17 protein-coding genes are annotated in these 18,114 nt (G+C 40.1%); 8 read left to right on the top strand and 9 right to left on the bottom strand.

Features of this window, described 5'->3' with window-relative positions:
• Position 1 precedes the first annotated feature (1 nt).
• Complete coding sequence (argB, locus tag GARC_RS24745; RefSeq protein WP_007625733.1) at positions 2-805, bottom strand: acetylglutamate kinase; 804 nt, start codon at positions 803-805, stop codon at positions 2-4.
• A gap of 2 nt (positions 806-807) precedes the next feature.
• Positions 808-1,824, bottom strand: coding sequence for an N-acetyl-gamma-glutamyl-phosphate reductase (gene argC, locus GARC_RS24740; protein ID WP_007625731.1), 1,017 nt, complete (start codon positions 1,822-1,824; stop codon positions 808-810).
• A gap of 349 nt (positions 1,825-2,173) precedes the next feature.
• On the opposite strand from argC, the gene argE reads away from it, so the two are divergent.
• Together argE and GARC_RS24730 are read left to right on the top strand one after the other, a co-directional pair.
• Positions 2,174-3,319: an acetylornithine deacetylase gene (gene argE / locus GARC_RS24735; RefSeq protein ID WP_007625730.1), complete on the top strand. Its 1,146-nt coding sequence runs from the start codon at positions 2,174-2,176 to the stop codon at positions 3,317-3,319.
• 54 nt (positions 3,320-3,373) lie between these two features.
• The gene (locus GARC_RS24730) at positions 3,374-3,781 is read left to right on the top strand and encodes a methylglyoxal synthase (RefSeq protein ID WP_007625729.1); all 408 of its coding nucleotides are present in this window, start codon (positions 3,374-3,376) and stop codon (positions 3,779-3,781) included.
• A 65-nt stretch (positions 3,782-3,846) separates the two neighbouring features.
• Here the strand turns inward: GARC_RS24730 and GARC_RS24725 are convergent, their stop codons facing one another.
• The 7 genes from GARC_RS24725 to GARC_RS24695 all read right to left on the bottom strand — a co-directional run bounded on the left by GARC_RS24725 (position 3,847) and on the right by GARC_RS24695 (position 12,099).
• Complete coding sequence (locus GARC_RS24725) at positions 3,847-7,041, bottom strand: glycoside hydrolase family 15 protein (protein ID WP_007625728.1); 3,195 nt, start codon at positions 7,039-7,041, stop codon at positions 3,847-3,849.
• A gap of 310 nt (positions 7,042-7,351) precedes the next feature.
• A complete protein-coding gene (locus tag GARC_RS24720; RefSeq protein ID WP_007625727.1) occupies positions 7,352-7,918 on the bottom strand; it encodes a PEP-CTERM sorting domain-containing protein in 567 nt (188 codons plus the stop codon).
• A gap of 52 nt (positions 7,919-7,970) precedes the next feature.
• A complete protein-coding gene (locus tag GARC_RS24715; protein WP_007625726.1) occupies positions 7,971-9,425 on the bottom strand; it encodes a PhoX family protein in 1,455 nt (484 codons plus the stop codon).
• Between the two features lie 206 nt (positions 9,426-9,631).
• Positions 9,632-10,423, bottom strand: coding sequence for a twin-arginine translocase subunit TatC (gene tatC / locus GARC_RS24710; protein WP_007625724.1), 792 nt, complete (start codon positions 10,421-10,423; stop codon positions 9,632-9,634).
• Positions 10,420-10,773, bottom strand: coding sequence for a hypothetical protein (locus GARC_RS24705; protein WP_007625723.1), 354 nt, complete (start codon positions 10,771-10,773; stop codon positions 10,420-10,422). The genes tatC and GARC_RS24705 overlap by 4 nt, the downstream gene beginning before the upstream one ends.
• A 6-nt stretch (positions 10,774-10,779) precedes the next feature.
• Positions 10,780-11,010, bottom strand: coding sequence for a twin-arginine translocase TatA/TatE family subunit (gene tatA, locus GARC_RS24700; protein WP_007625722.1), 231 nt, complete (start codon positions 11,008-11,010; stop codon positions 10,780-10,782).
• A gap of 267 nt (positions 11,011-11,277) precedes the next feature.
• Positions 11,278-12,099, bottom strand: coding sequence for a Spy/CpxP family protein refolding chaperone (locus GARC_RS24695; protein WP_007625721.1), 822 nt, complete (start codon positions 12,097-12,099; stop codon positions 11,278-11,280).
• Positions 12,100-12,273: 174 nt separating this feature from the next.
• On the opposite strand from GARC_RS24695, the gene GARC_RS24690 reads away from it, so the two are divergent.
• From GARC_RS24690 to trmL, 6 genes are all read left to right on the top strand, one after another.
• Positions 12,274-12,969: a response regulator transcription factor gene (locus GARC_RS24690; protein ID WP_007625720.1), complete on the top strand. Its 696-nt coding sequence runs from the start codon at positions 12,274-12,276 to the stop codon at positions 12,967-12,969.
• Positions 12,966-14,375 carry an ATP-binding protein gene (locus GARC_RS24685; RefSeq protein WP_007625715.1) on the top strand — a complete coding sequence of 470 codons (1,410 nt, stop codon included), beginning with the start codon at positions 12,966-12,968 and terminating at the stop codon, positions 14,373-14,375. Before GARC_RS24690 ends, GARC_RS24685 begins: the two co-directional genes overlap by 4 nt.
• 118 nt (positions 14,376-14,493) lie before the next feature.
• Positions 14,494-14,925: a CBS domain-containing protein gene (locus tag GARC_RS24680; protein WP_007625714.1), complete on the top strand. Its 432-nt coding sequence runs from the start codon at positions 14,494-14,496 to the stop codon at positions 14,923-14,925.
• An 84-nt stretch (positions 14,926-15,009) separates the two neighbouring features.
• Positions 15,010-15,966, top strand: coding sequence for an alpha/beta fold hydrolase (locus GARC_RS24675; protein ID WP_007625713.1), 957 nt, complete (start codon positions 15,010-15,012; stop codon positions 15,964-15,966).
• A 101-nt stretch (positions 15,967-16,067) separates the two neighbouring features.
• Positions 16,068-17,480, top strand: a complete 1,413-nt coding sequence (locus tag GARC_RS24670; protein WP_007625712.1) for a GAF domain-containing sensor histidine kinase — start codon at positions 16,068-16,070, stop codon at positions 17,478-17,480.
• Positions 17,481-17,598: 118 nt separating this feature from the next.
• A complete protein-coding gene (gene trmL, locus GARC_RS24665; RefSeq protein ID WP_007625711.1) occupies positions 17,599-18,063 on the top strand; it encodes a tRNA (uridine(34)/cytosine(34)/5-carboxymethylaminomethyluridine(34)-2'-O)-methyltransferase TrmL in 465 nt (154 codons plus the stop codon).
• The last annotated feature ends 51 nt before the right edge of the window (positions 18,064-18,114 follow it).

Below are 18,114 nucleotides of genomic sequence, written 5' to 3'. Positions count from 1 at the left end.
ATCAAGCCTTGTAACTAGGTGTTTTTATTTCGGGGGAGATTTTGCTGCCTATCGCTTCTTGTTGCAACAAACCGAGTAACTTTTCTGCATCTTTCCAACTAGCAATAGTGACGCTGCGGCCTAAACTATTGGCTGCGGTTAATGCTGCTTGTACTTTAACTATCATGCCGTCACGAATGACGTTTTGTGCGATGAGTGTTTCAATTTTCTCAAAATCTAATTCACTGATTAGATTCTTATCGGCATCTAATACGCCAGGTACATCAGATAAAAGTAATAATTCAGCATCTAACAACTGGGCAATCACTGTGGCTGCTTGATCTGCATTTACATTAAGTAAGTTACCTTCTTCGTCAGCTCCAATGGAACTGATAATAGGTAACATATGAGTGGCTGCCAATGCTTTCAATAGGGTTGCATCACCTGCTTTAACTGAACCAACAGCTCCGAGTTCTTCGCGCATAACTGTGGTATTACACATTTTTCCATCCAACAAACTAAGACCCACGGGGCTAATGCCTGCTTTAATGGCTAATCCGCATAGCTGTTTATTGGCTGTACCTGCAAGAGCGCCTGTTATATAAGGCATGTGTTCTTTAGGGGTAACGCGTAAGCCATCAATTTTTTGGCTGCTAAGATTAAGGGCACTAAGTAACTCTTCGACCATAGCTCCGCCACCGTGGACTAACACCACAATATAACTTTTTTGTAGCTCGCCAATAGTTGTTAGCAATTTCAGAGCTGCATCTTGGTTTTGCATAAATGCGCCGCCAACTTTGATCACTAATATATTTTTATTACTCATGGTTAGTTTACTAGCCCCATATGAGATTCAAAACCAAAGCGTAAATTAGCACATTGTATTGCTTGAGATGCAGCACCTTTTAATAAGTTATCAATGGCACTTACCACAACAAGATAGCCAGTTTTAGGATCTAACTTCCAGAATAGGTCACAGTATGGAGTACCTGCTACGTCATCAATTTTAGGCCAACTGTTTCTTAGCCTTACAATGGGATTACCTTGGTATGCTTGTTGAAAGGCGTCGGTAATCTGTTGTTCGCTAACATTGGCTGCGGTTTTTACTGTTATTGTTGCCAGTATTCCACGCTTAAAATTACCTAAATGGGGAGTGAAAATAACATCAGTACCTAAATAGTCAGCAATTTCAGGTTGATGTCTGTGCCCTAGTACCCCGTATGCCTGCAAACTCACTTCTGTAAAACTACTGTTCAGCGAAGCTTTTCTACCTGCCCCTGATACGCCAGATACTGCGTTGATAATAGGAAAATGTGTAGAGTCAATTAAAGCATTTTGTTGTAAAGGTTTGAGAGCTGTTAAAGATGCAGTTGGGTAACAACCCGGCACGGCGACCAAGTTAGCGTTACTTATTTGTTCTTGATGCCAATCAGCTAAACCATATACTGCGTCTGCTAATAGTTTGTCAGCATGGTGTTCGAAACCATAATATTCTGCAAACTTGTGTTTATCTTTTATTCTAAAGGCGCCTGACAAATCCATGATCACCGCTTTTTTGCCACATAGCTCATTCATCCATTTATGGCTTGCTTCGTGAGGTGTCGCTAAAAATATTAGATCGAAGCTTTCGGATAAGGCAGATAAGTTATCTTCATCAATTGGTAGCAGAGGTAAATCAATGGTGTTAAAAAATTGTGGATGAATAGTGCCTAAAGACTTGCCTGCATCCGCACTATTAGTGGAAACATACAGAGCGGCTAATTCAAATTGACTATGACGATGAACTAGTGCGGACAATTCAGCACCAGCATAACCACTGGCTCCGATAATACAGGTTTTGATCATGGGGAATTTCTCTATAAGCTCAATGTGAGCAGTGTACTAAATAATGAGGATAAAAATAAAAAGCACTCTTTGCTTTAAACTATATAATTTAAAGCAAAGAGTGAGCTATACGCTACAGAGTCGACTATCGTCGATACAACACACTGGCGAAGCTAGGCAGGGAAATAAAATAGGATGTTATTTTTTCAACGATTGAATACATATACGTTATCTAACCAAAACAAGTTAAAGTAATAAACAATTACACGAATCGATAATTTTATTTATCAGTCGTATCTGATTGGTCCATATAATGCCATGCGTTATATATTTATGCAATAAAAGTGAATAATTATTTAGTTGGGTGGTTATGCCAAATTTATCTTTCTTAGAACACTATGAAGCTATCATTAAAAGTCCGTCTATTAGCGCCTTTGATGAAAAAATAGATCAAACAAACAGGCCTCTTATTGACATCCTATCAAGTTGGTTTAGTGAGCTTGGATTTACAATAACTATTCAACATGTACCCGGAACTCGGAATAAATTTAATATGTTAGCCAAGATTGGCAGCGGTGAAGGTGGCTTGTTGCTTAGCGGTCACTCAGACACAGTGCCCTTTGATGAAGGGGCCTGGCAATCCGATCCATTTAAGGTCAAACAAGCAGATGGCAAGCTTTTTGGTTTAGGCAGTTGTGATATGAAAGGTTTTTTTGCTTTTATTCTTGAAGCCTTAAAAACCATTCCATTAAATAAATTGAAGAAACCTTTGTATATATTGGCCACGGCAGATGAAGAAACTTCTATGGCTGGGGCGCGATTTTTTGCCCAGCAACAACTTATAAAACCTAATATGGCGATTATAGGTGAGCCGACTGAACTAGTACCAATTTATAAACATAAAGGGCACATCGCACAAAGTCTAAATATTCAGGGTAAGGCGGGACATTCAAGCGATCCTGATAAAGGTGTCAACGCCATCGAGATTATGTATCAGGCCATTGGTCAATTGATGGATTTGCAGAGTCGATTAAAAGGTCAGTTTCATGATGACGATTTTAGTGTGCCCTATGTGACCATGAATTTAGGGCACATCCATGGCGGCGACGGTGAAAACCGTATTTGTGGGCATTGTAAACTCAATTTTGATTTGCGTGCTGTACCTGAATTAAACGATCAACAAGCCCTTGCCATGATTGATGAAGCATTGGCTCCAGTATTCGCTAAATATCCTAGTCGTTTAAGTTTGGATTTAATGTATCCCACAGCGCCAGCTTTTGCTTGTCGTGATGAACAAAATATTTTGGCTTTGGCAGAACAACTTACAGGTAAAAAATTCCAAAGTGCCAACTATGCCACCGAAGCGCCATTTATTAATCAACTAGGCTGCGATACCATCGTTTTAGGTCCTGGTAGTATTGACCAAGCCCATCAACCTGATGAGTATATTTCTCTGGATTATGTCGATCCAACAGTGCATATTTTGCAACAAATGATTAATAAGGTGTGTTTATAACACTGCTTCTGTTGTTCAGTTTATTTTCTATATTTGATAAAGGTTTCATACAAGATGCAAAAAACTATCGCACTGGTTGCTCACGACCATAGAAAGCCAGATTTAGTGAAATGGTCTTTGGCCCACAAAGCCAAGTTAAGCAAACATAAGTTAGTCGCAACAGGCACCACAGGTGGTATCTTACAGAAAGCATTGAATTTGGATGTGCATTGTTTTAATAGTGGTCCATTAGGTGGGGACCAACAAATAGGCGCTTTAATAGCAGAACAAAAATTGGATTGTTTGGTCTTTTTTTGGGATCCCCTCAATCCTGCGCCTCACGACCCTGACGTAAAGGCGTTATTAAGAATGTGCTCTGTGTGGAATATCCCTGTTGCTTGTAATATGGCCACAGCAGATATGATAGTTACCTCGCCTTTGTTTGTAGATGACACTTATCTCAGAGAAATACCGAATTTCTAATATAGTTGGGCACTATTTCACTTTTGGGTAACCCGAATTTGGGTTACCCAACTAAAGCAGCTAGATCACGGGTTTTTTGCCGTTGTTATGGTTAATAAGTGATTTAATGCAGAAATTATAAAAGTAGTGCTATGAACTGGAGATTGTTCATAAAAACTCTCCCAAGCATGGCTTTTATATTCTTGATAGTTATCTTGTTTTTCAGGGTATTGGGCAATATAGGCTAAGTTAACTGCGTGACCAATAGTGACGTCGATAATAATGGCATCGTCAATTATGAGTGTAGGATTTTGCTCAAAGAAGCTCGATAACGCATTCAATGTTTCTATACTTAATTGACGATATTCAGCAGCTTGAATGTTGTTGAACATATGCTCAATTAACAGTGCAAAAGCTTTTTCACCTTGAGTCATATCACTTAGCACTAAACTGCTATTGATACGATTTCGTTTGTCCATCTGATTACCGATCACTAAGCCACTGGTATGCTGTAATATTCGCCAAATTTTGCTTAAAAAGTCGGATGAACGACGGTCAATTATGCCTTGGTGTTGACGCCAAGCTAACCAGCCCTCTGTTGGTGTGTCTAGTTGTTCTAAGCCTAAATTTTGCTGCCAACTTAGTTGCTCGGTGTCGCCATGAGCATGTAATGCCTCCATTTTTTGCGGTAAATCTGCCAGATGTTGATAGTTTTCTAATACCGCCTCTAATCTAGATTGTACTTCTGAAGGAGGCATATCCATTAAAATTTCGTAAGCTTCATCAGTGTGACAGTTTTGTGTGCGCGCAATTTGACTGGTTAGCAGTATGATCAACAAGCTCGCTCGAACAGTCTGAAGTTCACTAAATAACTCAGGGCGTGCCTTAATTAATATACCTAGATAGAGTAATACCTCCTGAGTCATTATTTGGTCGCGCACGTCTTCACGGCAATATTGTACAATACGTTGCATCAGCTCCCCATCACCTATGGGACGGGTAATCAAAGATCCATCGTGATACGACCGACCTACCTGAATAAACTTTTGTGCAACCAGTAAATCACCAACGGCTAAGCCAATATCACCATCAATTTTGCCTTGCAGTCCTGTCGCTTGCCTTAACACCGACCAAAGTCTTAAACGGCCTGCTTGGGTATACACTTCTTCAATTAAGTCACGCAAACTTCGCTGTTGGTTATATATGTGGATCTGCGCATCAATGGTATTGAGTTCTACCAGTTTAGTCAGCACGGCAATCTGTTCATATAAATTGGTGGCCGCATTTAAACGAGCTTCTAAGGCGCTTACATTTGTTTCTAGAGCTATAGCTATTTCGTCTCTTGGCAACAGTTGTGTATGTTCCCCTGCTAAGGTCAATACACAGGATTGCAACAACAGATCAGCTAATGGTGCCTCAGGCAATATGACATCTTTTAAGTGTTCAACATGTTCAACTGCCGCTGTATTAATTAACTGGGCCATTAGGCCGTGTAAAACTGGAATGCCCTCTACTTCGCCACTGGCAATCTGTTTCATCAGCTCATAAAAGGTACTGCGATCTGTATCTAATAAATTGTGTGTAAGTAAAACTGTGACTGTGGGCCTGCCCACTTCAGTCCAGTTTCTGTGCAGGTAACTTAGCTCAGACTTAAAACGACGTACCAAAAATTCAATATCGTAACTTAGGAAAAAATCTCGCTGAATAAAAGAAGGTGTAAGACAAACGGATCGTTGTTTACCCATCATATACACGCGACTAGTAGTTAAGCTTTTGAGTCGCCTAGGAATGCGGCCAGATAAGCCAAGCTCATCACATTGACCAATCCGAGCATGCATAGTAGCGATATCTTCAGGGCGATAAACTTGTACTGGCGAAATATCTTCAAGGGTTTGGGTAAGCACACCGAAGCTTTCGAGTTCTTGTTGTAGAGCTTGATCCTCAGCTAAAAAAACAAGTTGCACCACAGGTTTTTTAGGTACTTTGGTATGTCTGCGCCCTAAAGGATCTAAGTCACCGGGACGGAGCAGTTCGTCCTCGAGTAAACAGCCAAGTATGTATAAACTTTGTGCCCACACTAATGGCACGTTATCGTTAGGAATACGCTGTTGTGAGCCTGGTTGTTCGCGCTCTTTGTCCACAGAATCTTTTGGCACGAAATATAACTCAGGTAACAACTTTTGACCGTTTTGTTTTACTAACACGGCATCGAGACGTTTACGATAATCAGCTATCTGTTCACGATCATCACGAAAAAGAGCATCTAAATAAAGATAGGTATAAAACAATGGCCATTCTGATTCAATGTGTTCGAACTGCTTTAGCTCTTGTTCTTCGTAATGCAAACGTCCCTCATCTTCGAGTGCAGTTTGATGGCCATCCCGTAAAAAACGTTTTAGCCCATATTTGCCCTGTAACTTTTGAATAATGTCGTTACGCACTTTATTCGCTAGATCTGGGTCGTCTACTGCAAACGCTGGATAACCAACAATGCTGAGTAATGCTGCATCGGTTTCCTTGGTGTTTGATTCACGGGGTAACATAGAAGTAAGCGTAATATTAGACTGCGCGATGTTATCTGGAATAACATGAATGACACTGGCTCGTGATCCTTTGGCCCCTAAAAGGTTAAAGCCAGAGAGTGCTTCGAGTGCGGCCTTAGCCATACCCAATGAGCTGGCATTAAGCTCTACATTACCGCTATTACTTTTAGCCCCTCGCTCCCAAATACCAAAGTCGGGCGTGCGATAGGCTCGTTCAATGTAATACACTAAGTTTTGTACAAAACTGACTTCTTCATCGGTCCAAATTATTTCTAAACCTGAGGCAATCATCTGTGTAAGAGTCAGTAGAAAAACTGAAGTAGCATCAACCTGTAAATGCCCCCATTCATCGTCACCTACTACGCTGTCACCTGTTGCAGTATCATATTTCGCATGCAAGGCGTCTATTGGCTGGCGCGTTTGTTTAAACTTTTCTACTTTTGAAGATTGCGCCATCATTGAGCGCAATAATGCACGCATCAATTTTACTGTACGTTGTTGTAATTCGAATCCTCGTCCACCATCATCATCTAGATTACGGTAGGCCAAAGCTAGTCCCCACACCGCTAAAATACTGTAAACGTTGTCACGTACCCAAGCGTCTTGGTAATTTCCATGTACAGTCACCGCTGTACTGGCAGGAAGTAATCCTGATATAGGATGTTGTTTGTCCAAAATGACCGATTTCGTTTGGCTATAATATTGGTCAAGACGAGTCCGTAATTCGATGTCTTGCATAATGGCTCCTTATCGCCCGAGTATGTAATAAAAAAGCTCAGATTTACTCGTAGCCTAAATTATTGATCGCTAATGTAACTGGTAGCTAGAGTTTTTTATTTTCTATCTAGTATGCAATAAACCAATTAGGCGAAATAACATAAGGCCATGTTTTCAAACAACCTAAAAAGATGAGTTTGGGAAAGTTTAAATATACTTGTGCTTTACATGCATGATTGGAGTTTTTAAGACTACACTCGATATTATTAAAAAGCCCCATACTACTTTAAATATGGGGCCTTTGTTGTTTATTTTGTGTTGAGTAAAGGTATTATTTTTGCTTACGTCTGCTCGTCAACATCCCTGCCATTGAAAACAATAGCAATAACAATATAGATGGTTCGGAAACGGGCTTAGCGGCATTTATATCGACGTCTAGTTGATATGCATATTCATTAAAAGTATCAAATAAACCTTCGCTACCTCCTAAGGCTAAAGTGTAAAAGCCAGCTTCAAGACTGATATTTGTCAGGAAATCTGCCGCTCCAGGAACAAACGGGTCGCTACCCGTGATATAGGTTAGGTCTGTGTCAAAATCGGAAAAGTCACTGCCGTTATTAAATATTATGGCAAAGTCATTCACTACTGTGCCGCTATATAGACTTAAGCCAAAATCAATGCTTGCGTTTAACACTATATCAACCAAAGACGATTCAGTGACCTCAAATAAAATGAAATCCAAACCATTGCCAAAGGTATCTTCGAGTAACCACGCTGTGTCTCCGGTTACGCTGTCTGTTAAATTACCACTAAGAGGTAAATCAATGATCGATGCTTGGCTTAAATTAGTTGCACATAACATGACCAATGCAAAGACTGTTTTAGATAAATATTTCATTTTGATTCCTTAATAAGATGCGCCAGCACTAAGGCTGGCGCTAAATGAGAAGTTAAAGTGCACCATTTTCCCAGGGGCCGGTGATTGCAAATGTCACTCCTGGAGATTGCACATTAACGAATAACCAGCGTCCATAAAAGCAGGCTCCAGCCCACTCTTGACTAGTAAAACTTCTGCGGTTTGAGCCATCTGTTGAGGTACCTACGCTGTCCCAAAAGTTACTTTGAGTGCCAGGGTAAACTGCGTCTATGGTGGCTAAGTCACCTGCATCTAATGCGATATTGTTTTCAGCGAATGGAAATGTTTCTCCGCTTTTAGTCAAGCCGATAAGACGTTTAGGATTGGATCTGCCATCTTCACATAACAGCATATTACCCCTTGGGCTAATAGCGATGTTGTCTGGGCCATCTACTTGAGTTTCGGCGTTGGTTGATTCAAATATTATGCTTAGCTCTTGGCGTCTGGGATCAAAACAAAAAACTTGTCCTAGTCCAGCGGCACCACCTGAAGTCGATACAAAATAGATCCTTCCATCGTCATACCAGCAACCTTCACCTCGTGCGATAATTGCCGCATCAGACGCTTGGCTATAACATCTTTCACTCATGGCATCTGGATCTGGCACTTCTTGCCAAGTAACATCCCAAGTTGTGCCTTCTGTAAGGCCACCACGTAGATCTACTCTTGAAGTACTGTTAAGTACCATTGCATAAAGCTTGCCGCCAGATTTTAAATCACCCCATTCACCAGCAGGTTCAAACTTATAAAATGCCGACGAGCCTGCATCTTCGGTTTCGTAAACAAAACCAGTGGCAGGATCAACTGCTGCAGCTTCATGAGAAAAACGTCCCATCTGAGTAATGGGTTGACCATCCGATATGCCAAACCCAGGTACTTCAAACACATAACCATGGTTGAGCCCTTGTGGACCCTGTCCCCAGTTGTGAAAGGTTTCTTCGCAAGAAAGCCAAGTTCCCCAAGGTGTTGGGCCACCTGCGCAGTTTCGAATTGTGCCACCCAGACTGTTGTATGAAGACAGAAACTCACCTTTTAACACATCAAACATAATGTTTGTTGTGCCACCATTTTGAGCTTGGTTATAGATCCCTCTGCCGCTTGCTGGTGATGAAGGAAAACCTTCTCCTTCAGAACATTCGTGATTACGCACAAGGGCTATGATATTACCTTTGGCTGCGACTACGCCCATACCATCATGATCTGTAGGTGTGGGTAATCGATCCGCTTGAATTTGACCGGTCCAACCAAAGGATGTGTATTCAAAACCTTCAGGTAACGATAATAATGTCAGACCTGTTGCTTTATCAACTGTAGGTACTAACTCACCATAAGAATTGCTGAAAGGTAAGCTGGCTGCGTTAGTACGAGTCGATAGCGCTACAAAAGCTGTACTAGCAGCGGCAATCGAACCACCTTTTAATACTTGTCTACGGCTAAAAACTGGTTGAATGGGTAAGTCGATATTACTTTTAGATATCGGAGTGTTCATTTTTATTCCTTACTGTTTGATAAAGGTAATTAACATATACAAGAAGGTTCAACCTTGGGTTGACAGCAACCTAACGAGATCAAAGTTAAAGGATTAAAGTGACAGTTTATGGCAGTTTTTTTGACAGTTTTGGTAAGCATTCATGGCAGTTTAATGGCAGAAAAATGACAAAAGGGTAGGTTTTAACTTTCACATTTATTGCAAACTTAGGAGTGGGTCGTTTTATCTCTTAGAGACGTGGCAACTGTTTTTTCGTTCCAGTGTATTAAGCCAATAGATAATTCATATAGTAATAACACAGGTATACCCAGTGCGATCTGCGAGATTAAATCTGGTGGGGTAAGGCATGCCGCCAATAGAAAAACCACTACTACAGCATGACGTCTATGTTGACGTAAGGTTTGTGCAGTAATTATTCCAGCTTTAGCCATTACTAGCAATAATACTGGTAATTCAAAACACAACCCAAAAGCCAAGATAAGTTGGATGACTAGCGATAAATATTCGCTGACTTTCGCCTCTAGTTGCACTTCAATACCAGTATTTTGTCCTGGGGTTTCAAAACTAATAAAAAACTCCCACGCCAGTGGCATTACCAAATAAAAAGCTAAGGCCGCTCCACCAATAAATAATATTGGTGTTAAAGCAAAGAGTGGAAATAAACTTTTCTGTTCTTGCTCATACAAACCAGGGGCAATAAAACGCCAAACTTGGATCAGGACCAAGGGAAGCGTAAAAAAAACCGCACTAAAAAAAGCTAGCTTTAAATAAGTGAAAAACGCTTCATGTAAACCTGTGTATATCATTCTTCGTCCACTATCTGGGCCGAATATGTCGACTAAAGGTTGTTGTAAAAATGTGTAAATTGGCTGCGCAAACCAATAACTTATAGCGAACATCAAAAAGAAAAATCCTAAACAATACAATAAGCGTTTACGTAACTCAGTGAGGTGAGTCAGTAACGGTGTTTTGCTTGGGGTATTTGCGGCTAATTTCATTTTTTTATCTCTGAGTTGCTACCCCTTTCATCCATTGCTTTTTTTCGTTGTTCTCGCATTTGCTGGTGATCGCTGGCAGGCAGTGAGCCAGGAATAAAATCGTCGGGTAAATTTTGTACTTCAGGTGGCAGCAGTGTTTGCCAGTTATCCTCTTGGTAGGCTTTACCATCACTGATATCGATCTCTTTTTCTAGCCGCGACAATGATCCTTTGACTTCATTAACCATTTTTTTTCCCTTGGCCATGACCCGTCCTATTCCTTTTACAAAAACAGGTAAATCTTTTGGGCCAACTACCACAAGTGTTAGTGCTGCACAAAAACCAAGCTCAATCCAACTTAAATCAAACATGGCGATTTACTTTGGCTGACTAATAGGTTTAGTCGTCTCGGCTGATTTTTTTGCGTTTTGGGTCTTGCTCTCAGTCGCAATCGATGCGTGTTCGTCTTCCTCTTGCTCCTTAATCCCATGTTTAAAGCTTTTTATCCCTGCAGCTAAGTCGGTCATCAAAGCGGGTATTTTTCCTCGACCAAACAGTAATATAAATAACAAACCTACAAGTAATATTTGCCAAATACTTAAGCTCATTTGCACTTCTCCAAGTCAATTTCGGCTAGCTTAGCATTGTATATATTGCCAAATAGTGAATGAAATATGATCCTATTATGACGGTGCGTTTAAGGTTACTAAACTTAACGAAATAGAACTAATGCCCAGAGGATTTTCTATGAGAAATGGGATGAACTTTTTGATTGGAATGATGGAATTAAATGACTGAAAATTATTAGCAGCCATAAATAAAACAACCGCAGCTAATGCGGTTGTTTATGCAGATAAGTGTTATTTTTAAACCGATTATTGTCTATTTTTTTTGTTACCCTTTTTGCCTTTTTTATGGTGTTTGCCTTTTCCTGATTTTTCCAAGGCTTTGGCTTGCTGTGCGGGCGTCATAATATTCCAAATATCATGTTTGCTTTTGCTTCTTAATAGCCCCATAGTCACAAAATCAGCTTGATACTCAGAGTTTAGAACTTGCCAAGCTTCAAGGCTAAAGTTCGGACTTTGGACTAGCGCTCGCTCTGCTTGTTTAAAGGTTTTAAGCTTAGCCTTAATTGCTTCGCCACTTTCTTTCTCTGCCGTTTTAATGGCTTTTACAGCTGCAAGTTGCTCTTCGGTAAAATCAAGACGTTTGAGTTTATTGCCTTTACGTTTGCCTTTTCTTTCACCTTTAGAGCTTTTCGCGTCATGTTTGGCCATGCGAGTTTCTAGTTGGGCAACAAATTCAGCTTGTTGAGTTTCAGTTAACAAATTCCATACTTGGTTTTTGTTGATAGCACGTTGTAGTGCTTTTTCCTGCTTTGCAGCTTGGTTTTGGGTAATGGCACTTTCGACAGCTGTTTGATCCCATGCAGTCGATTGTATAAGATTGCGCAATTCTGTTTGTGGCGACTTAGCATCAGTAAGGAACAGGTCTCTGTCTTCACGGCTTTGTTTTAATACCTGTCTGATATCTTGCTTTTGGGTATCGGTTAGAGATAACTCAGACAATATTTGGCGCATGCCATCATTTTTTTGGTGGTGGCTTTTATGAGCAATAGCAGGTACTGCTGTTGCAAGGGATAGACAAAGCGCAATAGGTGTAAGTGTTGTTTTAACTAATGTTTTAAATTTTGACATTTTTTTATCCTCTTTATTAACTACCTTCAATGAACTGCCAACAAGTCTAGCGAATACAATGCAAAGAAACGCAAAGGGAATGTAAAGCTTGTGTAAATGCATAATGTTGCACAGTATTCACAGGGGCGCACTGAGTTATAGTGTAGCTCCAGCTAAAAATACCCAAGGGAAGATATGTCGGCTAAAAAACTATTATTGATCGATGATGATTTAGAGTTGACCGAATTACTTAAAGAATACCTTAGCCCGCAAGGCTATGAATTAGATGTTGCCCACGACGGAGAAGCTGGTCTGAGTTTAGCGACCTCAAACAAACACTACGACCTTATCTTGCTGGATGTCATGTTACCTAAACTGGACGGCTTTGAAGTATTAAAAAAATTGCGCACTAGTCATCTCACTCCAGTATTAATGTTGACAGCTAAAGGCGACGACTATGACAAAATTTTTGGTCTGGAAATGGGAGCTGACGATTATTTGGCGAAACCGTTTAACCATAGGGAGTTATCGGCAAGAATAAAAGCTTTGGTTCGCAGAATGGCTTTGTTACCTAGTGGTAGTGTGCAGCAAAATTTAAAGTTAGGTGATGTGGTTCTTTCACCCTCAGCACAACAAGTGTTTTGTGCTGACAATATTGTGGAACTAACTGGCACCGAATATTCTATTTTGCATCTGTTGATGATTAACCAAGGAAGTTTAGTCAGTAAACAGGACATCAGTGAAAAAGTACTAGGAAGAAAACTTGCTGCTTTTGACCGCAGCATAGATATGCATGTTAGTAACCTTCGTAAAAAATTAGCTGTCTTTAGTCCAGAAGAAAAAATCAAAACTCATCGTGGGGCTGGTTATCTGTATGTGGTGCCCGCATGAAGGGATTAAGTCGTTTTAATCCAGCTAAAAGTTTATTTTTTAGAGTGTTTTTATGGTTTTGGTTGGCTGCTTTGTTGATTTTTTTAAGTTCAGTCTGGTTAGCTAAACAACTTGACTCAGAAGCCAAATATCAGCCATTGAGTCCCCAGCAGCACAAAGATTTAAATACCTTGACCCGCAAATTACAAAATCAAATTGATAAACGTAATGGCAATGTCGAACTTAAAAAGTTACTTGATCACGTGAGTGCTCGAAATCGCTTCGGTTTGATTTTAATTGATCCATCCACAAGAGAAATTGTGCATAACATAATTCGCAATAGACGCCTCAAAAAAGAAATGTTTGACGATTTTAACCAGCAAAGTGCACCGTTAATGTTAGAGGTGCAAGGTATCACCTTTGTTGGACCAAGTATGGTAAGTGCTAATCAAACCGACTATATGTTGTTTTTGGTTAAACCAAGGCCTGGTGGGAGTTTTCGGGTCATTCAGCATGAATATCCAGAGGTATTTATCACATTTATCATCTCCTTTAGTTTGGGATTGTGTTATTTATTTGTGCGTGGATTACTAAATCCTATTGCGCAACTCAGTCTCGCCTCTAAACGCATGGCGACGGGGGAAATGGGAGTGCGAGTGGGTGCTGCTAGTGCGCGTTTAGATGAAATTGGCCAACTTGGTCGTGACTTCAATTACATGTCTGAACAAGTGGAGAGTGTGCTAAATAGTCAGAAAAGGTTACTAGCTGATATCTCACATGAGTTGCGTTCACCTCTTACGCGTTTGCAATTATCTATTGGTATTGCGCTGCAACAAAATGAGACTGATATGTCAGCCAATATGCTTTCAGCCTTGGAGCGGATTGAAAAAGAAGCGCGGCAAATTGAAGATATGATAGCTCAAGTATTGTTGTTATCTAGGTTGGATAATCAACTACCAGTCGAAAACTTACAGTCTGTTAGTCTTGAGCAAATAATGACGCCCATTATTGCCGATGCACGATTCGAGGCTGCGCAAAAAAATAAGGAGTTGTTTTATCAAGCTGATGAAAACGTTAGTTTGCATGCAGATCCGCAGTTATTGAGTAGTGCTATAGAAAATATTCTACGAAATGCGATCCACTACTCTAATCATCACATTCAAGTCAAAGTGTCGGTACAAGACAAACACCTTGTATGGGAGATAGAAGATGATGGTAATGGTATTGAAGAGAGTCAACTGGATAGAATTTTTGAGGCATTTTATCGTGAATCAACCGCACGAGATAGGAATAGTGGCGGAGTAGGTTTGGGATTAGCTATTGCTCAACATGCGATAGGGAAACACCAAGGCTTAATACAGGCAAGCAATAAACCTCAAGGCGGATTACTGGTCAAAATAAGCATACCTTTGGTTTGGGCTCAATAAATTGCATCCAAATATTTGTCATTATGAATAGAGTTAAATCTTGTGGTTTTTATTGCAACATACCCAAAGTTGCAGTTACCTTTTATTCTAAACGTCATTAAGTGAAAGAAGGCAGCAAATGTTAGTTGAGAAAATCATGACTAAACCAGTGGTGACTGTGACAATGGATGATACTCTGCGACAGGTTAAACATATTTTTGAAAATGCCAAATTTCATCATTTGCTGGTGGTAGATGAAGGTAAATTATATGGTGTGCTATCAGACCGAGACTTACTCAAATCCATTAGTCCTTTTATCGGAACAGTACAAGAAACTGTCCATGATAAGTTTACCTTGAATAAAAAGGTACACCAAATCATGAGTCGAAAACCTATTACTTTGACTCCTACTGCTGATGTATATGAGGCGATCGGTTTATTTAATCAACACAGTATTTCTTGTATCCCCATAGTGAATGAACAGGGCGCCCCAATTGGGGTCGTTAGTTGGCGTGATATCCTTCGAATCATTGAAGCTAATCATAATAAAAAACTCAGCAACGCGAAATGAGCCAGTGTTAGTGCCTGAAATCTAAACCCTAAGGTCTGGTTTAGGCTGGGTATTTTATATCAAATTTAAATGTAGGATTTTTACATGTCTCAATACGTCTTGTGCTCCGAAGTTGACTTAGAATCAGTATATGCAACCGCTATTCAAGCATTCTGGCAAAACCGTGTTCAACACCAAATGTTTGCAGGAGTGGGAAACGTGGATATTGCATACGCCTATGTACTGCATCCGCAGGCACTAGGAGCTATTGTGATTTCATCTGGGCGTATTGAAAGTTTAATAAAATATAAGGAACTGGTGTACGACCTCTATCAAAATGGTTATTCGGTGTTTATTCATGACCATAGAGGGCAAGGTTTATCAGGGCGTATGTTGGATAATCCTCAAATAGGTTATGTGGGCAATTTTTCTGAATACGTGGATGATTTTAAAAAATTCGTTGATAAGGTGGTTATTAAAAAGACTGATCACAAACCAAAATTGTTGTGTCATTCTATGGGGGGAGCCATTGGTGCTTTGATGGTTTTGCGCTTTCCTGAGATGTTTGAAAAAGTGGCGTTTTCGGCGCCAATGTTTGGTATTCGTCCGCCTTTACCTAATTGGTTCGCTAAGTTATTGCTCACCCTACACGCCACATTTAATAAAAAAAATGCTTATTTTTTTGGCCAAAAAAATTATGACAACCAACCCTTTGCCGCTAATGAGTTAACGCATAGTGGAATCAGATATCAAATTTTTCGTCAAGAGTATCAAGAAGTACCACAAGCGCAGTTAGGTGGCGTTAGCGGTCATTGGTTAAAAGTGGCGGCACAGGCGATGGACGAAATAGAGCAAAGTGTGCATGCTTTTCCGATCCCCGCCTTAGTTATTCAAGCTGGAGCAGATCAAATTGTAGATAACAAACGACAGAGTCGAGTGGTAGCAAAAATGGCAAATACTAAACTTAAGGTGATTGATGGTTCCAAGCATGAATTATTAGAAGAACGGGATAAATATAGAGTCACTTGTGTAACTGCAATTTTAGACTTTTTTAGGGATTAATGGCTGCTATTTTGTCCAACTCTAAGGCCTCTTGTTTTGCGAATAGCATTTTAGCAAATATCAAATTACACTAATAGCGTCATATAAAAAGTCGGTACCTTATGCCCCAAATAAACATTACACGTGATGATTTAAATTATTTGCAACGCGCCATAGAACTAGAAGCTGGGCGTTCTGAAGTATTACGTAGTGTCGCTAGGGGCGATAGTATTGAAGTGGTACTTAACTTGTTATGTGAAAAATCAGAAATTTATAATCCTGAAATGAAAAGTTCAGTGTTATTGCTCGACTCTGAAAACGCTACTTTACATCCTATAGCATCTGCTTCTTTACCAGCTGATTATTGCGAAGCAATAAATGGTGTGGAAATTGGAATGGGAGTTGGCTCCTGTGGCACGGCGGCTTTTTCAAAAAAACGTGTTGTTGTCACAGATATTAATAGCGACCCTATTTGGGCGCAGTATAAAGATTTAGCGCTCAGTGCCGGTTTGCAAGCTTGTTGGTCTGAGCCAATTATGGGGCACAATGAAAAAGTCTATGGTACGTTTGCAATGTATTATGAGTATCCAAATACACCTACAGATGAAGATCTTGCGTATATCGAAACCTGTGCAAATCTAGCGGCCATTGTGTTCGAAAATGATAGCTCTAGGCAGAAGCTATTAGATGCGAACAAACAATTGAGTCACACAGTAGATGAGCGTAATACCCAACTGATTGAAGCGAACTTGCGCTTGTCCCAAGTATTAGAACAACAAACAATGGCCAATAAACGTGATGTAATCGCCGAAAAAGCCAATACGACTAACATGTTGTTAATGGGGTTTGCTCATGAAATAAATACCCCGCTGGGTGTAGCTATTACTTCTAATTCAAGTAGTGGTCGAATTGTTCATTCGTTTTCACAAGATATCGAAAATGGCAAATTGACTAAAAGTAGCGCCATGCAAACCCTAAGTAGGTTGTCCGAGTCTATTGATCTAACATTCAATAATTTGACCCGTGCATCAGACTTAATTTCTCGATTTTCCGAAATTGACACCAAAATCATAAGTGATCAGGCATACAATTTTGAGATGCAAAAATTTATCGACCAATTCCGCGCCCATGCGCAACTCAAGTATCCGCAGATTATCTTAGAGTGTGAAGTTCAAGATGGCCTGATTTGTTATTCACGTTCTGCATTTTCACAATTACTGGCACAATTGCTTGAAAATTCCGTTATCCATAGTTTTGAGCATCAGGGGGGCAAAGTATTTATATCAATAGTGCAAGATGCTGAAAATATTCATCTGGGTTACCATGACAACGGCAAAGGCATAGACAAACAACAAGCGAAGAAGATTTTTCAACCTTTTTTCTCTACGCAAAGAGGCACTGGAAAAATTGGTTTAGGTTTAAATATAGTGAGCAACATAGTAAGTAATATATATAAAGGTCAGATTGAACTAGTCGACTCACCTATTGGGGTTAGATACAAAGTGACGATCCCATTGAATATCAAGCAAGATTAACATTTATTGAAGTGACTATATTCGCTGAAAAGTGAATAACGAAAAAAGCGCTAATAGCTAAATCAATTAGCTGATTTTTGTTAGTATCACTTTATCAAACATAACCGAAATTTTATTCATGCTCGATATCGTTCTATACCAACCTGAAATCCCTCCAAATACAGGCAATATCATTCGTCTATGCGCAAATACTGGTTTTGCCCTGCATTTAATTGAACCTTTAGGGTTTGATTGGGATGACAAAAAAGTGCGGAGAGCTGGCTTGGATTATCATGAGTTTGCCAAAGTACAACGTTATCCAAATCTTGAGGCTTATATCGAAGCTCGTTCACCAAAGCGGATTTTTGCTTGTACAACCAAAGGTAAGGCGTTTTTTGCAGAGGCCAGGTATCAATTAGGCGATGCATTATTATTTGGCCCAGAAACCCGTGGCTTACCCGATGAGGTTATTCAGTCTCTGCCACCCCAGCAGCGAGTGCGAATTCCTATGCTGGCACAAAGCCGTAGCATGAATTTGTCTAATGCCGTGTCAGTATTTGTGTATGAAGCTTGGCGGCAATTAGAGTTTAAAGGGGCGGTGTAACCCGAGTTCAGATTAATTAGGAGCTTATTTTTTAAGCTCCTAATTAAGATT

Origin of the sequence: Paraglaciecola arctica BSs20135 (genome assembly GCF_000314995.1) — a bacterium.
Lineage (GTDB): Bacteria > Pseudomonadota > Gammaproteobacteria > Enterobacterales > Alteromonadaceae > Paraglaciecola > Paraglaciecola arctica.
Note: the sequence above shows the minus strand (reverse complement) of the source record. Positions and strands in the feature narration are given on the sequence as shown.